A 17109-nucleotide genomic window follows, 5' to 3' on the forward strand; every position below is an offset into this window, starting at 1 on the left:
GAGGACCTTATGAAATTAGGTAAATTAAGTATTGAAGAATTAGTACAATCAGTTGAAAATGCTCCTAAAGAGCATAAATCACAAGCAATCATTGATGCAATTCAAGCATCAGTAGATCAAAAATATCAAGATGTAGTTAATGAATTTGTAACACAATCACAGCAAGTATCGGCTGATGCATCATTAGCTGATAAATTTGGACTTCGCCAACTTTCAAAAGATGAAGAATCATTCATCGATGCAGCAATTAAACAGGGACTAACTGGATCAGATTCTGCCTTGTTCCCACAAACAACAATTGAATTCGTGTTTGAGGATCTCAAGAAAAACCACCCATTGTTCATACATTTGAACTGGGCGCCAGCAGGACTGAAAAAATGGATTTTATCTGAATCTACAGGGAAAGCTGTTTGGGGGAAAATTACTTCATCAATTACATCGGAATTAGAAGCAAAAATTAGTGATATTGATCTAACCGCTGCAAAACTCACAGCATTTTCCTTTATTCCTCGTGGAATTATTGATCTTGGTTATAAGTGGATTGATAAGTTCATGCGAACAATTCTTGAAGAAGCACTTTCAGAAGGTGCAGAGGAAGGGTTCATCACTGGTACTGGTAAAGACTCGCCAATCGGAATTGATCGTGATTTGAAAGGTTCTGTGGTAGATGAAGTATATCCAAAACGTACACCTGTGGCGATTACAGACTTTGGTCCAGAATCATTTGGTAAAGATGTATTGCCAATTTTAAACCGCAAAGGTGACCGAAATGTGGATAAAGTTATTGTTATCGCTAATCAAAATGAAATTGACACACGAATTTTTAAAGCCACTCATGTTCTTGGACCTCAAGGCTATGTAAAAGCGAAGTTACCAAAAGAATTTGTATTTGTTCCAAGTAAACACGTTGAAGATGGGCAAGCACTTGTTCTATTACCGAAAAAATACAACGCCGGCTTCTCAAAAGTTAACGCAGAATCATCTGATCAATTTAAATTCCTAGATCACACACGTACCTATATCATTGTTGCGTATGGTAATGGTCGTCTTGTATCAAATGATGATGCGGTCTTATTAGATATTAATAAGCTCGAACCGTTAATTCCAAGCGTTATCACTCAAGCAGCAGAAACTGCACCAACAGTTTAGGAGGGTCTTATGCCAAAAGTTAAAAACAAAAAAAGTGAAGTGGGAACTTCAGAAATTCCAACGGATTTAACTAGCGACAATGCACCAGAAGCAACACCTATTGACGTGTCTGAAGATACGCCTAAAGATGAAGTTGTAAATACAAAAGAATTTGTAGTTGTCGTTAAATTTATTGATGCAATTTCTGGAAAAGTTTATGAAGTTGATGAAACTTATCCAGAATCATCTAATGAACGTATTGCAACACTTTTGGGGAAAAATATGCATCAAACTGCATTTATTAAACTAAAAGCTGATTAGTATGAATGAAATTATCAAGAAAATCATTGAGGAGGTAAGGCAAGAATTTGCTTTATCTCCTTTTGATACTGATTCGATGATTGCGACATACTTAAAAGAAGGCATCTATGACATTGAGCGCATAGCAGGGTCACAAATAGATTACGACAAAGATATGCAGGCTCGTGTGTTGTTGAAGAATTATGTTAATTACAGACGACATGGGCGCCTAGCGGAATTCAAGGAGGTGTATGCTGGTGAATATACCGAAATCCAAATCAAGTACTTCAATCCCATCTTACACGAGCGGAAAGATTGAGCTTTATGAAGAAAATCAAACTAGAGGAGATTATCCGTTAGATTATCTTAAACCTTTGTTTGTTGCGATTTGGTATAACGAAATATCAATCGGGGACAAATTAAAATTTGAGTTTGAAACTCGAAGCAATCATGAAGTTCGAAAAATCCGGATTCAACAGATTCCGAATATTGACTCCAGATATGTAGTTAAATTGGAAGAAGTTTACTATCGGATTTTCAATATTTTTCACGGTTACGATAAAAATGGGTTTGCAATCAGTGACATTACGCTAACATATTACCCAAATCCAATACTGGAGGTATAAGTATGGAGTTTTCTAAAGGAAAATTGAGTGAAATACTCAATGATTTAAAAATCCCTGTTGCCGATTCAATGTTCAACAAGGACTTTGAATCAAAAATACCGCGAGTTGTGTACTGGGATTTTCTGTGGGAACCTAATAATGCATCGGGCTTATCATCATCAACGATAGTTACATACCAGGTGTCATTTATTTCTAAAACACCGCGTAATCCAAAGCTTATGGAGTTATTGCAAAAGTTAAATGAAATAGGAATTACTCCTGTTGTATCTCATGAGCATGATATTGAAACAAGAACCGTACACAGTGCCTTTGCAATACAGGTGATTGAAAATGTCCTTTGACGGACTGTTAGATTTATCTGATCAATTATTAGAGATTGCTAAAAAGCTTGAAAACACAGAAAAAATGCGTGAGGCTGGTGCATCAGAGCTAGTAAAGCACTTAAGACGCTTACCTAAACCGATGTCTAGTATAAGAAGTCCTGGATATACACACCTTATTGATACATTTTCTTATAAGCATGTTGGAAACGAGACAATCGTAGGATGGGGGAAATGGTACGGGCCTCTTGTAGAATTCGGTACTCGAAAATCAAGGGATCAACCGCATCTAGTTCCAACATTTAATAGAAATGCAGCGAAAATAAACAGAGCCATGCTCGATGTAGTAGGCCTATAGGAGGAATTATGAAACAAAAAAAACCAAAGTTAAAACTTACTGTTGGCGCATTCTTTTATAACATTATGAATCAAGTCGAAAATGATGACTTTGATCCTGTAAATTATCAAGAAACCATTAAGTCACCTATTATTAAATCAATAGGTACTAGCGAAAACGCAGAAAGTACAACAGTCAATTCAAGTGGTATCGATTACGATACAGTAGATCAGAGTTCAAGCATCGAATTAGAAGTTGAGGTCGTAGCATTTGATCCAACTGATCTTGCAAAACTGCGTGCCGAAAAAGTAGATGCAAAAGGTCTAGTACTTAGCGGGCGATCTGCAACGCGTCCTTACTTCGCAGTTGGAGTACCTGTGATTAAAAAAGATGGAGTGGTTCGGTATACATGGTATCCGAAGTGTAAACTAGTAAGTAACACAGATGAATCAAAAACATCGGAGGAGTCTTTCTCAGAGCAGAACGAAACACTTTCCATTCGTGCTTATGCATTCAATGAAACAAAAGACTTCAAGACTTATGTTGATACTGAAATGGATATTGCCCCTGAAGGACTTACAGAGGATAAGTTCTTTGCAAAGCCTATTCTAACCCCACAAGATTTAGCTATTGCTTTAGGAGAAGCACCATTGCCAGAAGTGTAAGAGAGCGAAAGCTCTCTTTTTAATTACAAAAGGAGTCAAATATGACAATCATTACATTAAAAACAGGTGAAAATATTAAACTTGATTGGTCGTTTAATACATCAATGTTACTTGACGAGTACGAAGGCGGTGTTAAAGCGTTCGAAAAAGATATTAAGAATCCTAAGAACAGGGTAAAGGCATATGGTCATTTGGTTTACGCGGTAATCGCATCAAATGTTGACGAAGTCTTAACTGTTAAACAAGCACAACGCCTTATTGGAAACGACCAAACAGAACGCATTAACAAGTTTCTAAAGTTAAATGAGGAAAAAGTAGATGCATTTCAAAAAAAGCAAACATCGTCGAGTACTACAACCCGCAAGAAGAAAAAGAAGAAACAAATTACACAAAAATAAAGTATGCAGGACTTCAAATGGGACTTTCCATTGAAGAAGTTATGAATATGAATCCAACTGACTTTTACGAAATGGCACAATATCACGCTTCAATTAAAGGAGACAAATAATGTCAAACGATATGACAAGAGCAGGGGTCATATTTGATGAACAAGGTGCACAGCGTCTCGTTGGAACACTCAAGGAAGTAAGTTCAGCAGCCAAAGAGAATTATCAATCCTTTCGACTTGCTTCATCCCAATGGGATGAAAATACGAAAACATCTCAAAAGCTTGCAGACAGACTGACATTTTTAAGTGATCGATACACAATTCAAAGTGATAAAGTTCGAATTCTAACTGAAGAACACAAGAAACTACTTGAGGCTGAAAACAAGGACGTCAATGCAATCAGGGATAAAGAAGCACAGCTTAAAGGTGCCCAGGCAACCTTAAATAAATACGGAAAAGATCTAGAGTCGGTACGAAAAGAAATTGATGCAGGTACCGCATCACTAAAAGATATGTCCGATAAGTTAAGCAAGCAAGGGGATGCACTAACTAATGCAGGTAAAAAAATGTCAGTCTTTAGTGCGGCATACGCTGCTGCAAGTGGCATATCAGTTAAAAGTGCTATGGATTTTGAGAAAGCATTTACAGGGGTTAAGAAAACGGTTGACGGAACACCGGAGCAACTAAAAGAAGTTGAACTCGGTATTCGCGATATGGCAAAACAAATGCCAACTGCAGCTGTAAGTATTGCAGGGGTTGCAGAGACCGCAGGTCAACTCGGAATCAAAACTGAAGACATTTTAATGTTTACCGAGACAATGATAAAACTCGGAGAAACAACAAACTTATCTGCAGAAGAAGGCGCAAATGCAATTGCTAGATTTACCAATGTAACGGGAATGTCTGTGTCAAATACTGATCGCCTTGTTTCGTCGTTGGTCGCATTGGGTAATAACTCAGCAACAACTGAAGCAGAAATTATGGCAATGGCATCAAGACTTGCAGGGGCAGGGTCTCAAGCTAAACTTACTGAAGCACAAATACTTGGTATTAGTGCCTCATTATCGAGTGTCGGTATTGAAGCAGAGGCTGGAGGAAGTGCATTCAGCAAATTACTATCTAATATGCAAATTGCAACAGAATTAGGTGGAGACGATTTAGAAGCCTTTGCAAAAATGGCAGGCATGACCGGTCAGGAGTTTAAAGAAGCCTTTGAGGATAATGCAGCCAATGCGTTGCTAGCGTTCATTGACGGTCTTGCAAATGCTGAAAAACAAGGTACTAGCGCAATTGTTATGTTAGATGAAATGGGAATCAAAGAAGTGAGAATGCGTGATGCGCTTTTAAAAGCAGCAGGTGCGAATGAGTTATTCTCAAATTCATTGACGATGTCTCAATCTGCATGGGAAGAAAATACGGCACTTACAAACGAGTATGCAAATATTTTGGAAACTACAAGTGCTCAGTGGGAAATAACAAAGAACAGCCTTAATGATCTAGCGATAACAGTAGGGAATATTTTGCTTCCAAGTATTAACTCGATGCTTGAAAAACTACAAGGACTAGCGACGTGGCTATCAAATTTAGATCCTGCAATTCAAAAGATTGTCGTCGGATTTGCAGGTGTAACCGCAGCAATTGGTCCAATCCTAATATTTTTAGGGAAAATCATTACGAGCGTCGGAGCTATTGTTGGGTTGGTTGCAAAAATTATGCCAATATTAAAACCCGCATTTGTGGCCATTAAGGGAGGAATAGCAGCAGTAGCAGCCGCTCTTGCTTCCCCAGTCGCTGCAGTGGTCGCGATTGGAGCTGCAATTGCAGCACTTGTTGCTATTGTTGTTCTTAATTGGGATGCTATCGCATCATATACAAAGAAACTTGCTGAATCAATGAGTAAAGTATTTGATGATTTTGGGAAGTGGTTTAATGAGTTGGTAACAGGGATTGTTAAATGGTTTATGAGTTCATTCGAATCAATGGCTTCCTGGTTTCAGGGGCTTTTTACAACAATTCGTGCAAACATCGAATTATTTATCGCTTCTATTTCTGAAAAATTCGGTATATTTAAACAATTTATCTTAGATTTTATGACACAACTTATTGAGACTATAGTTACAAATGTTAGTGAATTTATAAGTTCATTACTAATTTTATTAAATGGACCTATTGATTTTCTCAAAAATGTTGGGATTCTAATCGTTGCACTCGTTGCCATGCTTTTAGAATCACTATGGAATATGATCAGTCCATTTATCGATACTTTGATAGTTGGTTTTACTAACTTCAAAGTATTCATAGCAGAAACTGTTGAGTCTATAAAGACATGGTTCAATCAATTTATTGAATCTGTACAGTCTAATTTTGACTCATTTATTGAAATAGTATCTACTAATATTAAATCATTCATAGATGCAGTTACTGAACATTTCAATAACTTTATGAATGCAATTAAGAACATTCTTGAAATAGTAAAAACGACATTTACAGACATATTCACTGCAATCCAATCGTTTGTTATCGGAATATTTACTAATATAAATACGTTCATTCAAAATGTTGCTAATACATTTAGCAATGCTTGGTCGAGTGCATCGCAGTATGTACAGACTAATGTATTGAATCCGCTCGCAAATTTCTTTAGAAACATATTCAACACAATCTCATCGATTGTTAACGGTGTTATTTCATCAATAATTGATGGATTCAAATACGCCGGTGACTTTATTTATCGGACATTTACGAATATTCGTGATTCGATTGCGACGATTTTCTCTTCGATAGCTGGAATTATTAAAGGACCTATTAATGGTGTCATTTCAATGATGAATGGTGTCATTCGTTCACTCAACAAAATTAAGGTGCCAGATTGGGTGCCTGGCATTGGGGGTGCAGGGGTTAATTTTGGAGAAATCGCATATCTTCAGCATGGAGGGAATCTTGTTCGTGGTTCAGCAATCGTTGGTGAAGCAGGAGCGGAACTTTTAACAGTTGGTGGTGGAAATGCTCAAGTAACGCCATTGACGAGTTCAGGTGGTGCGGCCCAGCATGACCTTATTGATTATGAACAATTTGCCTCTGTGATGCGACGCGTATTCACAGGGTTAAAATTCGAAGTCGCCGACGATGGAATCGCAAAACTAGTAGACAATCGACTCTTGGAGGTAATGTAATGATTAAATTTAATGGAATAACTGAAAAAGAACTTGGAATCCTCATAAAGGAGCCTCATCACATTGTTGGTAGGGCTCCTTTAAAAGTTGAAAAGACTGATATTGAAGGTTCTTCAGAGCAAGTTTATGTTGAACTTGGGTATTCATCTATCGAGAAATCATTCGATATTCAAATTCTCGACATTTCAAAAGTCGATAGATTACTTCAGTTGTTTACTGGAAAGGTAAAAATAGAGTACCAGAATCGGTACACTTTCGGTCACTTTTATTCGCAAATCGATGTCCGAAGGGTTGTAACAATACGAGAAGCGAAAATATCATTTATTCGAGATGCATTTTGGTATGCAGAAGATATATTTGATAAAAGTAGCATCAATACTGGAACAGTATATTCGGAACCAATTATCCGATTAGAAAAAAAACTTGCTGCGAAGGTGGATATTAGTATTAATGGTACAAGGTTTGATTATGAATTTCCTGCCGGTGAAGATTATGTCTTGATCGATTGTCAAACGAAGAATGCTTTATTTGAAAACCTCCTTCGTAATCGCCAACTTAAAATTGGGTGGGAGTATCCGAAATTAAACGTAGGGGAGAACGAGGTTAAATTACATAGTGGTGACTGTAACGTCTTGTTTCGGCGTAAGGATAGATGGTTATGATTCGCATATTTAATCCTACTGATAAAGATTTTAGTAGTAATGGTAACATTGCAATCAAACCACTTAAACTGATCGAGACAAAAAAGAAATCATTGAATGGTTGGTATATCGATGCAGAAGTATCGGTTGAGTATGCAGATCATATCAAACAAGATAATCTCTGCGTTACAAAATCAAAGTCGAAAATTAATTTACAAGCATTTAGAATTGATGGGATAAAGGTTAAAGGAAGAACAATCGTATTTAAGGCTCATCATGTTATGTTTGATGCAGATCGGTTATTCCTTAAAGATGTTCGGCCAGTTAATATGAGTGCTATAAGTGCACTAAACTATATTAATGATGCTACGGATAATCCTAGTCCTTTTACGCTCACTTCAAATGTAGTCGGGGCAAACACAGCATATTTCATTCGCAAGACATTGATTCAAGCTTGGTCTGTAATCGAAGAGCGGTGGGCTGGTGTATTCGATGCAGACAACTTCAATGTAACATTTAAAGAAGATGTGGCAGTAGATCGACAAGTTAGTTTAACTTATGGTTCACAACTCGAATCCATAGAAGTTGTAGAAAACTGGAACCAGGTAGTAACCATGCTTTATCCCACAGGTCGAGATGGAATCATGCTTCCTGAAAAGGTTCTTGTTTCAAATATTCAATACCCCCAGCCTTATAGCAAGACAGTTTCCTTCGACACAAAACTTGATGATGAAGAAAAAACAGAAAATAACATCATTGAAGAACTTCGCTCAAATGCTCTTGCTTATTTGAGAGAAAATGAGGTTCCGAAGGTAATGTATACCGTAAAAAGTGATGTAAATCAAAACTTGACTATTGGTGATTTAGTTGTTGTGAAACATCCACAATTGGAAATCAATACGACTGTGCAAGAATATGTCTATAATGTCATGACAAATCGTGTAGCGACACTTGTTTTTGGTAACTACAACCGTGATGTAAAAAAACAGTTTGATTCAATGAAAGAATCTATTAATGACGCTGTAGAAAAAGCAAGCACATCAATAAAGCTCAGTAAAGAACAAACTGATTTAATCAATAATCTAAATAAAAACGGTTATGTATACATTGATGATAATGAAATATTGATACTTGACAAACTTCCGAGAGAAGATGCAATAAATGTATGGCGTCTTGGACTTGGAGGTTTAGCGTTTTCTCCGAACGGTTACGAAGGGCCTTACAGTTATGCCTTGACACAAGACGGTAGGTTTAATGCTAGTTTTATTGCTTCTGGTGAAATAACGACTAATATGCTCGCAAGTGACGTTGGTTCGAGTTTGGATATATCTTCAAATAATGCAATCAACATGGAAATTGCTAATAGAGAAGCTGGAGATGAGTTCGTAAAGTCGAGTCTTGAGCAAACAATTAGTGATTTTAATATTCAATTTCAAAAAGAAATTGCGGATCAAAATGGAAAAGTTGATCTACTTACTTCATATTTCAACTTCAGTGATGAAGGGCTAGAAATTGGGAAAAGCGACAGCGATTTTTCGATTCTACAAACCAACGACGGCATCAGCTTGAATTACAAAGGTACCCCAATCTCAAGTTGGAAAATTGTAAATGGGGTTCCGCAGATGGATGTAACCGCACTTATCGTCCTGGAACGAATCGTAATGGGGAATCACATTATTATGAAACATAAAAATGCCGATGAAGCGAAAAGCGGAACGATATGGCAACACACTAGAAAGATTGGGTGATTGAATGGCATGGGTTAAAGCAATTAGTAAACCATTTCCAAATGATAGTCGTTACGTTGCTGAAATATGGTATGAAATTGGTTCACAAAACATTCAAGATAATACCACGCAAGTTCGATGGGAACTTGGTGTCCGTAAGTTAAGTGGAGATGGGTACTGGGACAATAGTTCAAATAGTAGTATTACCTCTCAATGTTATGGAGAGAGTTATACCACAAATTTTAGCTATGACTTTAGCAGTTCTAGTTATAAAGCCGTTGACTCATGGGGATGGAGAAGTGTTGCACATAATGCTGATGGAACAAAGGCTATCACTATGTGGACCAAGTTTAACCTCACACGCTTTGGATATTTAGAATTTGGTTACAATTTAACATTACCTACAATTCCGCGTCATGTGTTATTTACTCCTAGATGGAATACAAGTTTAAGAGCACGTTCATTTGGATACTCAGTAACGATGCCAAGTTCCGTAAGTTCATGCAAAATTACATTATCTGGAAGTACCGACATTTGGAGTAAACAAGTTAGTGCAAACGAGTCAACCACGATTCCTCTTACTGACGCACAATACAAAACGATGGTTGAAAGTTTTGAGAATACTAATGTTAAGGCTTTCTCATTTAAGGTGGAGAGTTTTGTCGGTGGTAAATCAATTGGTACTCAAACATATACATCAAATATTAATTGGGATATACCGTATCAACATCCAACATTACGGCATGAATTGGTACAGCCTGCATCTATGCATAGTGATGTTAGAGGTCTTGTAATTTTTGGTTTTACTCAAATTAAAGTAACAGCAACCGCTAATGCGCAACCCTATTCGAACATGTGGGTCGCAAGTCAGAACTGGAAAACAGCACTAAATGGTGCTTATAAAAATGGTGCATCAACCTCTCATGCTGTTACGAAAAATCCACTAATAATTGGTGTTCAATGGACAGATAACCATCAAAAAAGTGGATCAATAAATCAGAACACTGGATTAACTGCAATTGCTTATAGTAGACCCACAGTCAAAATGGAACAATTGAAGCGTGTAAATGCCGCAGGCAATGATGACTTGTTAGGCACCAATGTGTTCATAAAGGCTACTATTGGGTTCAATTCACTTTTATCCAAGAATGGAATCCTTAAGGTTCAAATTGGAATCGGGTCTTATACAACGATAACCCAAGACCAACTTGCTGTAGGTTATACATTAACAAATGTCGACGTCAATAAGGCTCACGTCATTAATATTAAAGTCGAAGACAAGGTAACAAGCGACAATGTTCATTCTTTTAGTGTTTCGAGTGGAAGTGTTGACTTATACATAGGCGGGGATGGTGACGTTGGTGTTGGAATGATTAACAATAAAGGGTCTAATACATTTCAAGTAAAAGGTCAGGCTTACCAAAATGAAAATGATCCAATAAAAGATTTCTTTTCAATTCCAATCGAAATCACAGGTACTTTTGATTTTAATAATTATTGGAGGCAAGGAATTTATGTTATACCGACCTCGGTTAACGCTGATAATTCAATTAATAGTCCTAAAGCTGGTGCAGGGTATTTAATTGTTAGAAATTTACGTGATTATTCTGATTTAACATCTCCAAATAGAGCTTGGCTTTACGCATGGCAAACTTTCGAAAACTTAAACGGAACAATTTACAGTAGGAAAATGGGCACAGGAGATGGAACAGTTCCTATTTGGTCTCAGTGGAAAAAGATTACAACCGATAATACAATCGCAGACTACCTTATTGATCACGGTTCAAATTCAAATGGAGAGTGGTGGAAGTATGAGAGTGGACGGCTCGTCCAAAGGATATCATTAAACGCTGACAATGCCTCACCGCCATCAAAATGGGAAGCAATGTTTACTCGATATTTTGGTAATAGTGATTGGACTTTTCCTATTCCATTTGTTGGAGCTCCACCAGCAGTTATAGCATCATGTCAAGGTGCCCAATTCGGATATGACAACATATCTTTAACAAGAGTTTGGGGAATCTACCAAATGCGACCTGTAAATTATGGTTTCACTGGCGGGTGGAAAACAGTTATTGCGGAAGGAAGGTGGAAATGATGATTGAAGCGCACATCAGTAAATTGGAAGATGATCTAAAAAACATTAACCCAAAATTAAAGGAACTTAATGAAATCGTGGAGTCTGAACAATTGAAACTTAGTGAGGCAATGAATAATCGGAATCTTGTTAAAAATCAAGTTGATGAATTGAATTCAGAAATTTTTTACTGGAAAACAGTACAAGAGAAGATTCTTGAAATAAGCAATGAACCAACACAATCAGATGTCGACAACGACACAAAGGAGCAATCATGAACGAAATCATATTATTTATTAAGAGCGATCCGTTATGGGTCGCTTTATCATTATTACCGCTAGCAATCTTAGCGAAGAATTTACTAGGTGCAGGTCATGCACAACAATCTAATCAATTGAATTGGAACTATCTGAAACGTGGATTGTATAAAGGATTATTAATTTACACGGCAATCGCGGTTCTTTCCGTCATGGCAGCTCTAAGTGATGACTTGAGTGTCAATGTTAATGGAGCGAGTTTAACACTCGTACAGGCGGTTACAGTCGTTATTACGGGATCAGTTGCCGTATACGTGAAAGATATCTTCGCATTATTTCTATTAATTTTTAAACAACCAACAACTATTGATGAGAATAAAGTAATTAAAACAGAAAGCGGTACGTATGAGTACCTGGAGGACAAGTAATGTTACAATTCGCAGATTACGTAAAACAAGTGGGATTAACCGTTAAACAAAACTTCACAGAAAAAGTAAGTGAAGTTTACGGATCAACACGTGCATCAAGTGCAGCACATCGCAAACCAATTGAGATGGTTGTTATTCATACAACAGCTAACACCGCGCCTGCAGTCAATGAAGCAGAAAACCTTGCGAACAACAATGGTACAAACTCATTCAATGCAGTTGCCGACGCAAAAGAAGTTTATGAAACGGTCCGTTTTGGTGATGTATCACACCATGCTGGAGATAAGGATATTAACCAACGTTCAATTGGTGTCGAATTAGTTGAAAAGGACATTGAACAAGGTTACGTTAACTTTGTTAAGTATCTTGGATACGCAATGGCTCAATTGGGCTTGTATCCATCCACAAAGACCGTAAGATTACATAGTGAGTTTGTATACACCTCATGCGGTTCGTTCTACAAGCGTAAGGGAATGAGCGCTATCGTCAACGATATTATCAAATACTACAACATTGCATTAAACGGAACTTCAGAAGAAGTGAAGCCAACTCCTAAACCTGAGCCAGTTGTTAAATCAAATGAACAGATTGCATCAGAAGTTATGCGTGGTGATTGGGGTAATGGTGATGATCGTTACAATCGTCTTACAAATGCAGGTTATGACTACTATGCTATCCAGGACATTATCAACGGCGGAGTAACACCTACAAAATCAGTCGATGATGTAGCGCATGCAGTAATTCGTGGCGACTATGGTAATGGTCAAGCCCGTTATGATAAGTTACGTGCTGAAGGGTATGATGCAGATGAAGTTCAAGCGCGTGTAAACGAGATTCTAGGATAGTCCTATGGATGAAAAAGAATTAAGTCTGTTGGATGCCATTCATAAAGTAGATAAACGTGTTGTTAATTTAGAAAGTAAAATCGATGACAGTGTGAATGGTCGGTTTAAAGATATTGAACGAAGAACCACAAAACTTGAAGATAACCAGCGATGGTTAGTTCTTGCTGTAGTTGGTGCCGTAGTTGCTGCATTATTAAAAATAGTATTAAAGTAAAAGAAAAAGCCACTCTCTTGATTGAGGGTGGCTTTTTTAGTGTTAAAAGAGTAGTATACAAATATAGTGAAAGGTAATAGTGGAGGTGTTGTCGTGGAAGAGATAATAAAAGGTTGGGGAACCCCGGGAAATCTTGAAGGGGAATTTGAATATAAATTTGGCGGTAATTCAAAATCAGTTAAGGATCTTCAATATAGAACAGATATTAGTTATTCTTTTTGCCTGATAGATAAAAGTAATAATAAGGAAGTTATTGTTGTTGATTTTTATACTACAGACGGATTTTTGACAGAAAAATCTGTGAAGATAGAAATACTATATGTACCATATGAAGAGTATAGGAATTTAGGTTTAGCTACTTTCGTTGTAGAAAAAATAATTGAATTTGCTTCATTAAACGGAATTAATTTAATGAAATTAACTGTGAATCCACTGGATGAAATTTTTGCGTTTTCTAAAGGAGTGGAAGGGCCGACAAAAAAAGAACTAATTTCATTTTATAAATCTTTCGAAGCTTCAAACTTTAAAATAGAGATACTTAATGATTAATAATTGTGGATGGTGAATGAATATGGAAGGATATTACAAACGAGTAAATATGGCTATTGATTTATATAAAAAATAATTTATAATTTAATTTGTTAAGACAGATTAATATAAATAATATCATATACTATTCTAAGCTTAACATGTGGTTGAATTCCAACTCAACCCACCTTCGGAAACACGGCCACCCCCTGGGCGTGTTTTTTTACTTATGGGGACTAATTCTAAAATTATGATATAATATGTTTGTAAGAAATATAGCTATCGCTTTATACTGCTTACTCACTCATATATATAATCTACTTAGAGTACACCTAGGTGGATCGTTTAGCATAAGACTTCCGTATACAAATTGGAGGTCTTTTATTGTATATTCATATACACTTTAGTCATTGAATTCAACAACTTAAACATGATTTATGTACTAATGGTACAGCTTCAAGTACAATTTTACTGTTGAATAGTATTCCCTATAATAGCTATTTGATAAAGGAACAATGAAGAACTTCCTTTCTTCCTGATGTACGTGATCAGTACATTCACAATTGGTTATATACTGTCTCTCAACTCTTTTATCTAATCAGATAAAGAAATATGTATATAACTGTAAATCAAATGATCGGTGGGGATTATTTGGTACAAAAAGCGCCCTTTCTCCAAGGCGCTTTTTACATATTAATCATCAAAAACAACAATGCAAACGTTTTCTTAACAAAACTTATTTGATTTATGGTATGGTCACATCATGAACCGAAAGGTCTTAGGAGGAAGTGAAATGAATAAGCTTTTTAAGCTATGCAGTGTCTCGCTTTTATCTTTCTTTTTGTTATTGGTGATGGTCATTCCTGTTAGTGCAGAGGGGAAAATTACCGATGAGTTATTAACTGCATCAGAACACAGTGAAGGTGTCAGGTTTGTTATAAAAAATAGTGGAGAAGAAATAGAAATAATTCATGCTAAAGATGACTCATATGTTAAAGTTGCGGGTTATAAGTATTCACCAGAAGACTATTTAGAGGCTGTTACAGAGCAGTCTTTAGATAATTCTCAACATCCGATAACAACTTACTTGTCTAATTATAGTCAAATATTTGTCGAAGATGTGGTAGCTCCTGAAGTGGAGTCGAGACAAATGGCACAAGCGTATTGGGATGTGATTCCTCCCACAACAGGTTATAGAGCTGATAGATTTATTGGGGTCGTGAATACGAGTCATAATCAAAATATTGCATTTATCGGAACAAGTGCAGGGCTTACTACTGCAATTACAAAGTTAAGCTCTATTGGTCAACTTTCCGTGGCTGCGATAAAAGCAGCATTTACATTGACATTTGTTAAAGCCGTTCTTGTTGCTGCGGTTGCAGCAGGGGTAGTCGCTTCCGTGGCTGGAAAATATCTAGCTCCAGTAAAAACAAATAAATGGGAAGCTTTACACTCAGCTGCACCAGCTGCAAAAAACACCTGGCAGATGATAACATACGTGGGAAATCAATCGTTTACAGGTAGCAAATATTATACTTACTACTATTATGCCAACCCAGGGTATTAGACTAGTTAGAGGTGATTGAGATTGAAGATTTCAGATGGTTTGATTATTGCGTTAGATGTAGTTTTATTCTATTTTATTTTGAGTAAATTATTTGTTGACAATTACCAATCAATAATTGTTCTTCTGGTGATTAGAGAAGCATATGTTGTCTTAACTATGAGAAACCAAATTATGCTACGAGAAGATTTTAGAAGAAAAAATGATCATCCACTCTCTTAACTGAGAGTGTTTTTTATTATAATACTTACTGTAATGACCTATGACTAGGGTATTTGAGTTAATAGTGATATACTAAGGTTAATTAGTCTAATATTTATGGATTTCTGATTTTAAAAGGAGGTCTGAAAATATGATTATTTCCGATCAAACGTTGTCAAAAGAGTTGATCAGAAAGTTGCAATTAAACGAACTGTACTTGTTAAAAGAGTTTAATGATTTTTGTTCAAAACACATGATTCCCTTTACGCTGGATTTCGGGTCAATTATTGGCGCAGTAAGACACAGCGGGTTCATTCCATGGGATGATGATATAGATATAGCGATGCTTAGATGGGATTATGATGTCTTTTTAGAATTGACTAAGAATTGGAATAATGATCAAGTTTTTGTTCAAAATTATACCACTGACCCGCAATATGTCCATTCATTTACTCGCCTTCGTTTGAATAATTCGAAGGCAATACAAGAAGAATGGTCACATCTCGATATACATCATGGAATTTTTATTGATATATTCCCCTATGATGTTATGCCATCCTCAATTGATGCAATAAGATTGCATGAAGAAGAAATTAACATTCTACAAGAAGCGAAGTTAAAGCGCGTTAAATTACTCAGGGATAATGATAAAGTGTTATGGGAGAGAGCGAATATACATTGCCCTCTATCTCTTAATTCAATGCAAGAGTTAAACAGAATGCAAACCAAAGTCATGACGAAATACAATGATACACATAGTGATTCAGATTTTGTAACGCATATGACTCAGGGATTTAAAACATACAGAGAATATAGAAGGCGAATACATGATCATCTTAGACCTTCTTATTATGCTTTTGAAAAGATACTTCTGCCCATCCCTAATAATTATCAATTCATACTGCATAACACATATGGAGATTATCTTTCTTTCCCGCCAAGTAGTCAAAGAAAACCTCATCATGGATTAATTGAATTGGAGTTTAATGAAAAAATAAATATGAAAATCTGACATAAAAACTGATACCCTCTGAATATATAATTGTAAATAGATGTAGACTAATAAAAAAATAGCTCGTTTTCGAGCTATTTTTTAAATTTATCTTTGATGTCTTCAACTATATTTTCTGTAGCATCTTTTACATCGTCGACAACATCTTCTGATTTTTCTTTAATATCGTGAGCGACTTCTTTAGCTTTTCCAATTACTTGGTCAATAATTCCTTCGGCTTTGGTTTTGTCATCACCAGTTACATCACCAACAATTTCTTTAGCTTTACCTAATACTTTGTCGTCAGTTCCTTTATCTGCCATTTGAATACCTCACTTTCTACTAAAAGAGTAACACAAATTCTAGTTTAATGTAACTAATATAATCTTAATAAAAAGAAGGAGCAATTGCTCCTTCTTAGCTGTGTACCGAAATTATAAACTACGTACGTTTTCTGCTTGCATTCCACGTTGGCCTTCGACCATATCAAATGAAACAGCTTGTCCATCGTTTAATGATTTGTAACCCTCTTCAGCAATAGCTGAGAAGTGAACAAAGATTTCTTGGTTTGATCCGTCAACGATAATAAAGCCAAAGCCTTTTTCAGCGTTAAAGAATTTTACTTTTCCTGATTCCATAAAAAAATACCTCCCTCTAAAATATGTCTCATATAATAACAGGTGTTAGGTATTATTTAAT

Annotated in this window: 21 protein-coding genes; 19 read left to right on the forward strand and 2 right to left on the reverse strand. The window is 36.3% G+C overall.

All coding sequences use genetic code 11. The features are described 5' to 3' along the window. Nucleotides 1-9: 9 nt before the first annotated feature. The 19 genes from G7061_RS04195 (at nucleotide 10) to G7061_RS04285 (ending at nucleotide 16431) form a co-directional block, all read left to right on the forward strand. Entirely contained in the window at nucleotides 10-1149 is a 1140-nt protein-coding gene (locus G7061_RS04195) for a hypothetical protein (RefSeq protein WP_166119176.1), read from the forward strand. A 9-nt stretch (nucleotides 1150-1158) separates the two neighbouring features. Further along, the gene (locus tag G7061_RS04200; protein WP_166119179.1) at nucleotides 1159-1449 is read left to right on the forward strand and encodes a hypothetical protein; all 291 of its coding nucleotides are present in this window, start codon (nucleotides 1159-1161) and stop codon (nucleotides 1447-1449) included. 1 nt (nucleotide 1450) lies between these two features. Further along, nucleotides 1451-1747, forward strand: a complete 297-nt coding sequence (locus G7061_RS04205; protein ID WP_159649110.1) for a hypothetical protein — start codon at nucleotides 1451-1453, stop codon at nucleotides 1745-1747. Beyond that, nucleotides 1686-2054: a hypothetical protein gene (locus tag G7061_RS04210; RefSeq protein WP_159649109.1), complete on the forward strand. Its 369-nt coding sequence runs from the start codon at nucleotides 1686-1688 to the stop codon at nucleotides 2052-2054. The genes G7061_RS04205 and G7061_RS04210 overlap by 62 nt, the downstream gene beginning before the upstream one ends. A 2-nt stretch (nucleotides 2055-2056) precedes the next feature. Next, nucleotides 2057-2395, forward strand: coding sequence for a hypothetical protein (locus G7061_RS04215; RefSeq protein ID WP_159638312.1), 339 nt, complete (start codon nucleotides 2057-2059; stop codon nucleotides 2393-2395). Then, the gene (locus G7061_RS04220; protein ID WP_159638314.1) at nucleotides 2385-2732 is read left to right on the forward strand and encodes an HK97-gp10 family putative phage morphogenesis protein; all 348 of its coding nucleotides are present in this window, start codon (nucleotides 2385-2387) and stop codon (nucleotides 2730-2732) included. Before G7061_RS04215 ends, G7061_RS04220 begins: the two co-directional genes overlap by 11 nt. An 8-nt stretch (nucleotides 2733-2740) precedes the next feature. Beyond that, on the forward strand, nucleotides 2741-3376 hold the full coding sequence (locus G7061_RS04225) for a major tail protein (RefSeq protein WP_159638316.1): 636 nt from the start codon (nucleotides 2741-2743) through the stop codon (nucleotides 3374-3376). Between the two features lie 41 nt (nucleotides 3377-3417). Beyond that, the gene (locus G7061_RS04230; protein ID WP_159638318.1) at nucleotides 3418-3774 is read left to right on the forward strand and encodes a hypothetical protein; all 357 of its coding nucleotides are present in this window, start codon (nucleotides 3418-3420) and stop codon (nucleotides 3772-3774) included. Nucleotides 3775-3883: 109 nt separating this feature from the next. Further along, nucleotides 3884-6937, forward strand: coding sequence for a phage tail tape measure protein (locus G7061_RS04235; RefSeq protein ID WP_166119186.1), 3054 nt, complete (start codon nucleotides 3884-3886; stop codon nucleotides 6935-6937). Then, on the forward strand, nucleotides 6937-7599 hold the full coding sequence (locus G7061_RS04240; RefSeq protein ID WP_159638322.1) for a phage tail domain-containing protein: 663 nt from the start codon (nucleotides 6937-6939) through the stop codon (nucleotides 7597-7599). Before G7061_RS04235 ends, G7061_RS04240 begins: the two co-directional genes overlap by 1 nt. Continuing rightward, a complete protein-coding gene (locus G7061_RS04245) occupies nucleotides 7596-9326 on the forward strand; it encodes a phage tail spike protein (RefSeq protein ID WP_166119191.1) in 1731 nt (576 codons plus the stop codon). The genes G7061_RS04240 and G7061_RS04245 overlap by 4 nt, the downstream gene beginning before the upstream one ends. 4 nt (nucleotides 9327-9330) lie before the next feature. After that, nucleotides 9331-11403, forward strand: a complete 2073-nt coding sequence (locus tag G7061_RS04250) for a hypothetical protein (RefSeq protein WP_166119197.1) — start codon at nucleotides 9331-9333, stop codon at nucleotides 11401-11403. Further along, nucleotides 11400-11660, forward strand: a complete 261-nt coding sequence (locus tag G7061_RS04255; protein WP_159638328.1) for a hypothetical protein — start codon at nucleotides 11400-11402, stop codon at nucleotides 11658-11660. The genes G7061_RS04250 and G7061_RS04255 overlap by 4 nt, the downstream gene beginning before the upstream one ends. Further along, nucleotides 11657-12067, forward strand: a complete 411-nt coding sequence (locus G7061_RS04260; RefSeq protein ID WP_166119202.1) for a hypothetical protein — start codon at nucleotides 11657-11659, stop codon at nucleotides 12065-12067. Before G7061_RS04255 ends, G7061_RS04260 begins: the two co-directional genes overlap by 4 nt. Next, complete coding sequence (locus tag G7061_RS04265) at nucleotides 12067-12912, forward strand: N-acetylmuramoyl-L-alanine amidase (protein WP_159638332.1); 846 nt, start codon at nucleotides 12067-12069, stop codon at nucleotides 12910-12912. Before G7061_RS04260 ends, G7061_RS04265 begins: the two co-directional genes overlap by 1 nt. 4 nt (nucleotides 12913-12916) lie before the next feature. Next, nucleotides 12917-13126, forward strand: a complete 210-nt coding sequence (locus tag G7061_RS04270) for a hypothetical protein (RefSeq protein ID WP_159638334.1) — start codon at nucleotides 12917-12919, stop codon at nucleotides 13124-13126. A gap of 93 nt (nucleotides 13127-13219) precedes the next feature. Then, nucleotides 13220-13675, forward strand: a complete 456-nt coding sequence (locus G7061_RS04275) for a hypothetical protein (RefSeq protein ID WP_159638336.1) — start codon at nucleotides 13220-13222, stop codon at nucleotides 13673-13675. Nucleotides 13676-14447: 772 nt separating this feature from the next. Then, the gene (locus G7061_RS04280) at nucleotides 14448-15221 is read left to right on the forward strand and encodes a hypothetical protein (protein WP_166119211.1); all 774 of its coding nucleotides are present in this window, start codon (nucleotides 14448-14450) and stop codon (nucleotides 15219-15221) included. 349 nt (nucleotides 15222-15570) lie between these two features. Then, nucleotides 15571-16431 (forward strand): phosphorylcholine transferase LicD, encoded by an 861-nt coding sequence (locus G7061_RS04285; protein WP_166119216.1) that lies wholly within the window; start codon nucleotides 15571-15573, stop codon nucleotides 16429-16431. 74 nt (nucleotides 16432-16505) lie between these two features. Here G7061_RS04285 and G7061_RS04290 read toward each other — a convergent pair whose 3' ends face one another. Both G7061_RS04290 and G7061_RS04295 read right to left on the reverse strand, forming a co-directional pair. Beyond that, nucleotides 16506-16733, reverse strand: a complete 228-nt coding sequence (locus tag G7061_RS04290; RefSeq protein WP_166119229.1) for a CsbD family protein — start codon at nucleotides 16731-16733, stop codon at nucleotides 16506-16508. 111 nt (nucleotides 16734-16844) lie between these two features. Next, entirely contained in the window at nucleotides 16845-17048 is a 204-nt protein-coding gene (locus G7061_RS04295) for a cold-shock protein (protein ID WP_159638344.1), read from the reverse strand. Nucleotides 17049-17109: the final 61 nt, after the last annotated feature.

The sequence above is a fragment of the Erysipelothrix sp. HDW6B genome (assembly GCF_011301115.1).
GTDB lineage: Bacteria > Bacillota_I > Bacilli_A > Erysipelotrichales > Erysipelotrichaceae > Erysipelothrix > Erysipelothrix anatis.

Excerpts from the sequence above, each read along its gene's own strand:
- G7061_RS04195 (WP_166119176.1), top strand. The coding sequence starts at position 10 with ATGAAATTAGGTAAATTAAGTATTGAAGAATTAGTACAATCAGTTGAA.
- G7061_RS04200 (WP_166119179.1), top strand. The coding sequence starts at position 1,159 with ATGCCAAAAGTTAAAAACAAAAAAAGTGAAGTGGGAACTTCAGAAATT.
- G7061_RS04205 (WP_159649110.1), top strand. The coding sequence starts at position 1,451 with ATGAATGAAATTATCAAGAAAATCATTGAGGAGGTAAGGCAAGAATTT.
- G7061_RS04215 (WP_159638312.1), top strand. The coding sequence starts at position 2,057 with ATGGAGTTTTCTAAAGGAAAATTGAGTGAAATACTCAATGATTTAAAA.
- G7061_RS04220 (WP_159638314.1), top strand. The coding sequence starts at position 2,385 with ATGTCCTTTGACGGACTGTTAGATTTATCTGATCAATTATTAGAGATT.
- G7061_RS04225 (WP_159638316.1), top strand. The coding sequence starts at position 2,741 with ATGAAACAAAAAAAACCAAAGTTAAAACTTACTGTTGGCGCATTCTTT.
- G7061_RS04230 (WP_159638318.1), top strand. The coding sequence starts at position 3,418 with ATGACAATCATTACATTAAAAACAGGTGAAAATATTAAACTTGATTGG.
- G7061_RS04235 (WP_166119186.1), top strand. The coding sequence starts at position 3,884 with ATGTCAAACGATATGACAAGAGCAGGGGTCATATTTGATGAACAAGGT.
- G7061_RS04240 (WP_159638322.1), top strand. The coding sequence starts at position 6,937 with ATGATTAAATTTAATGGAATAACTGAAAAAGAACTTGGAATCCTCATA.
- G7061_RS04245 (WP_166119191.1), top strand. The coding sequence starts at position 7,596 with ATGATTCGCATATTTAATCCTACTGATAAAGATTTTAGTAGTAATGGT.
- G7061_RS04250 (WP_166119197.1), top strand. The coding sequence starts at position 9,331 with ATGGCATGGGTTAAAGCAATTAGTAAACCATTTCCAAATGATAGTCGT.
- G7061_RS04255 (WP_159638328.1), top strand. The coding sequence starts at position 11,400 with ATGATGATTGAAGCGCACATCAGTAAATTGGAAGATGATCTAAAAAAC.
- G7061_RS04260 (WP_166119202.1), top strand. The coding sequence starts at position 11,657 with ATGAACGAAATCATATTATTTATTAAGAGCGATCCGTTATGGGTCGCT.
- G7061_RS04265 (WP_159638332.1), top strand. The coding sequence starts at position 12,067 with ATGTTACAATTCGCAGATTACGTAAAACAAGTGGGATTAACCGTTAAA.
- G7061_RS04270 (WP_159638334.1), top strand. The coding sequence starts at position 12,917 with ATGGATGAAAAAGAATTAAGTCTGTTGGATGCCATTCATAAAGTAGAT.
- G7061_RS04280 (WP_166119211.1), top strand. The coding sequence starts at position 14,448 with ATGAATAAGCTTTTTAAGCTATGCAGTGTCTCGCTTTTATCTTTCTTT.
- G7061_RS04285 (WP_166119216.1), top strand. The coding sequence starts at position 15,571 with ATGATTATTTCCGATCAAACGTTGTCAAAAGAGTTGATCAGAAAGTTG.
- G7061_RS04290 (WP_166119229.1), bottom strand. The coding sequence starts at position 16,733 with ATGGCAGATAAAGGAACTGACGACAAAGTATTAGGTAAAGCTAAAGAA.
- G7061_RS04295 (WP_159638344.1), bottom strand. The coding sequence starts at position 17,048 with ATGGAATCAGGAAAAGTAAAATTCTTTAACGCTGAAAAAGGCTTTGGC.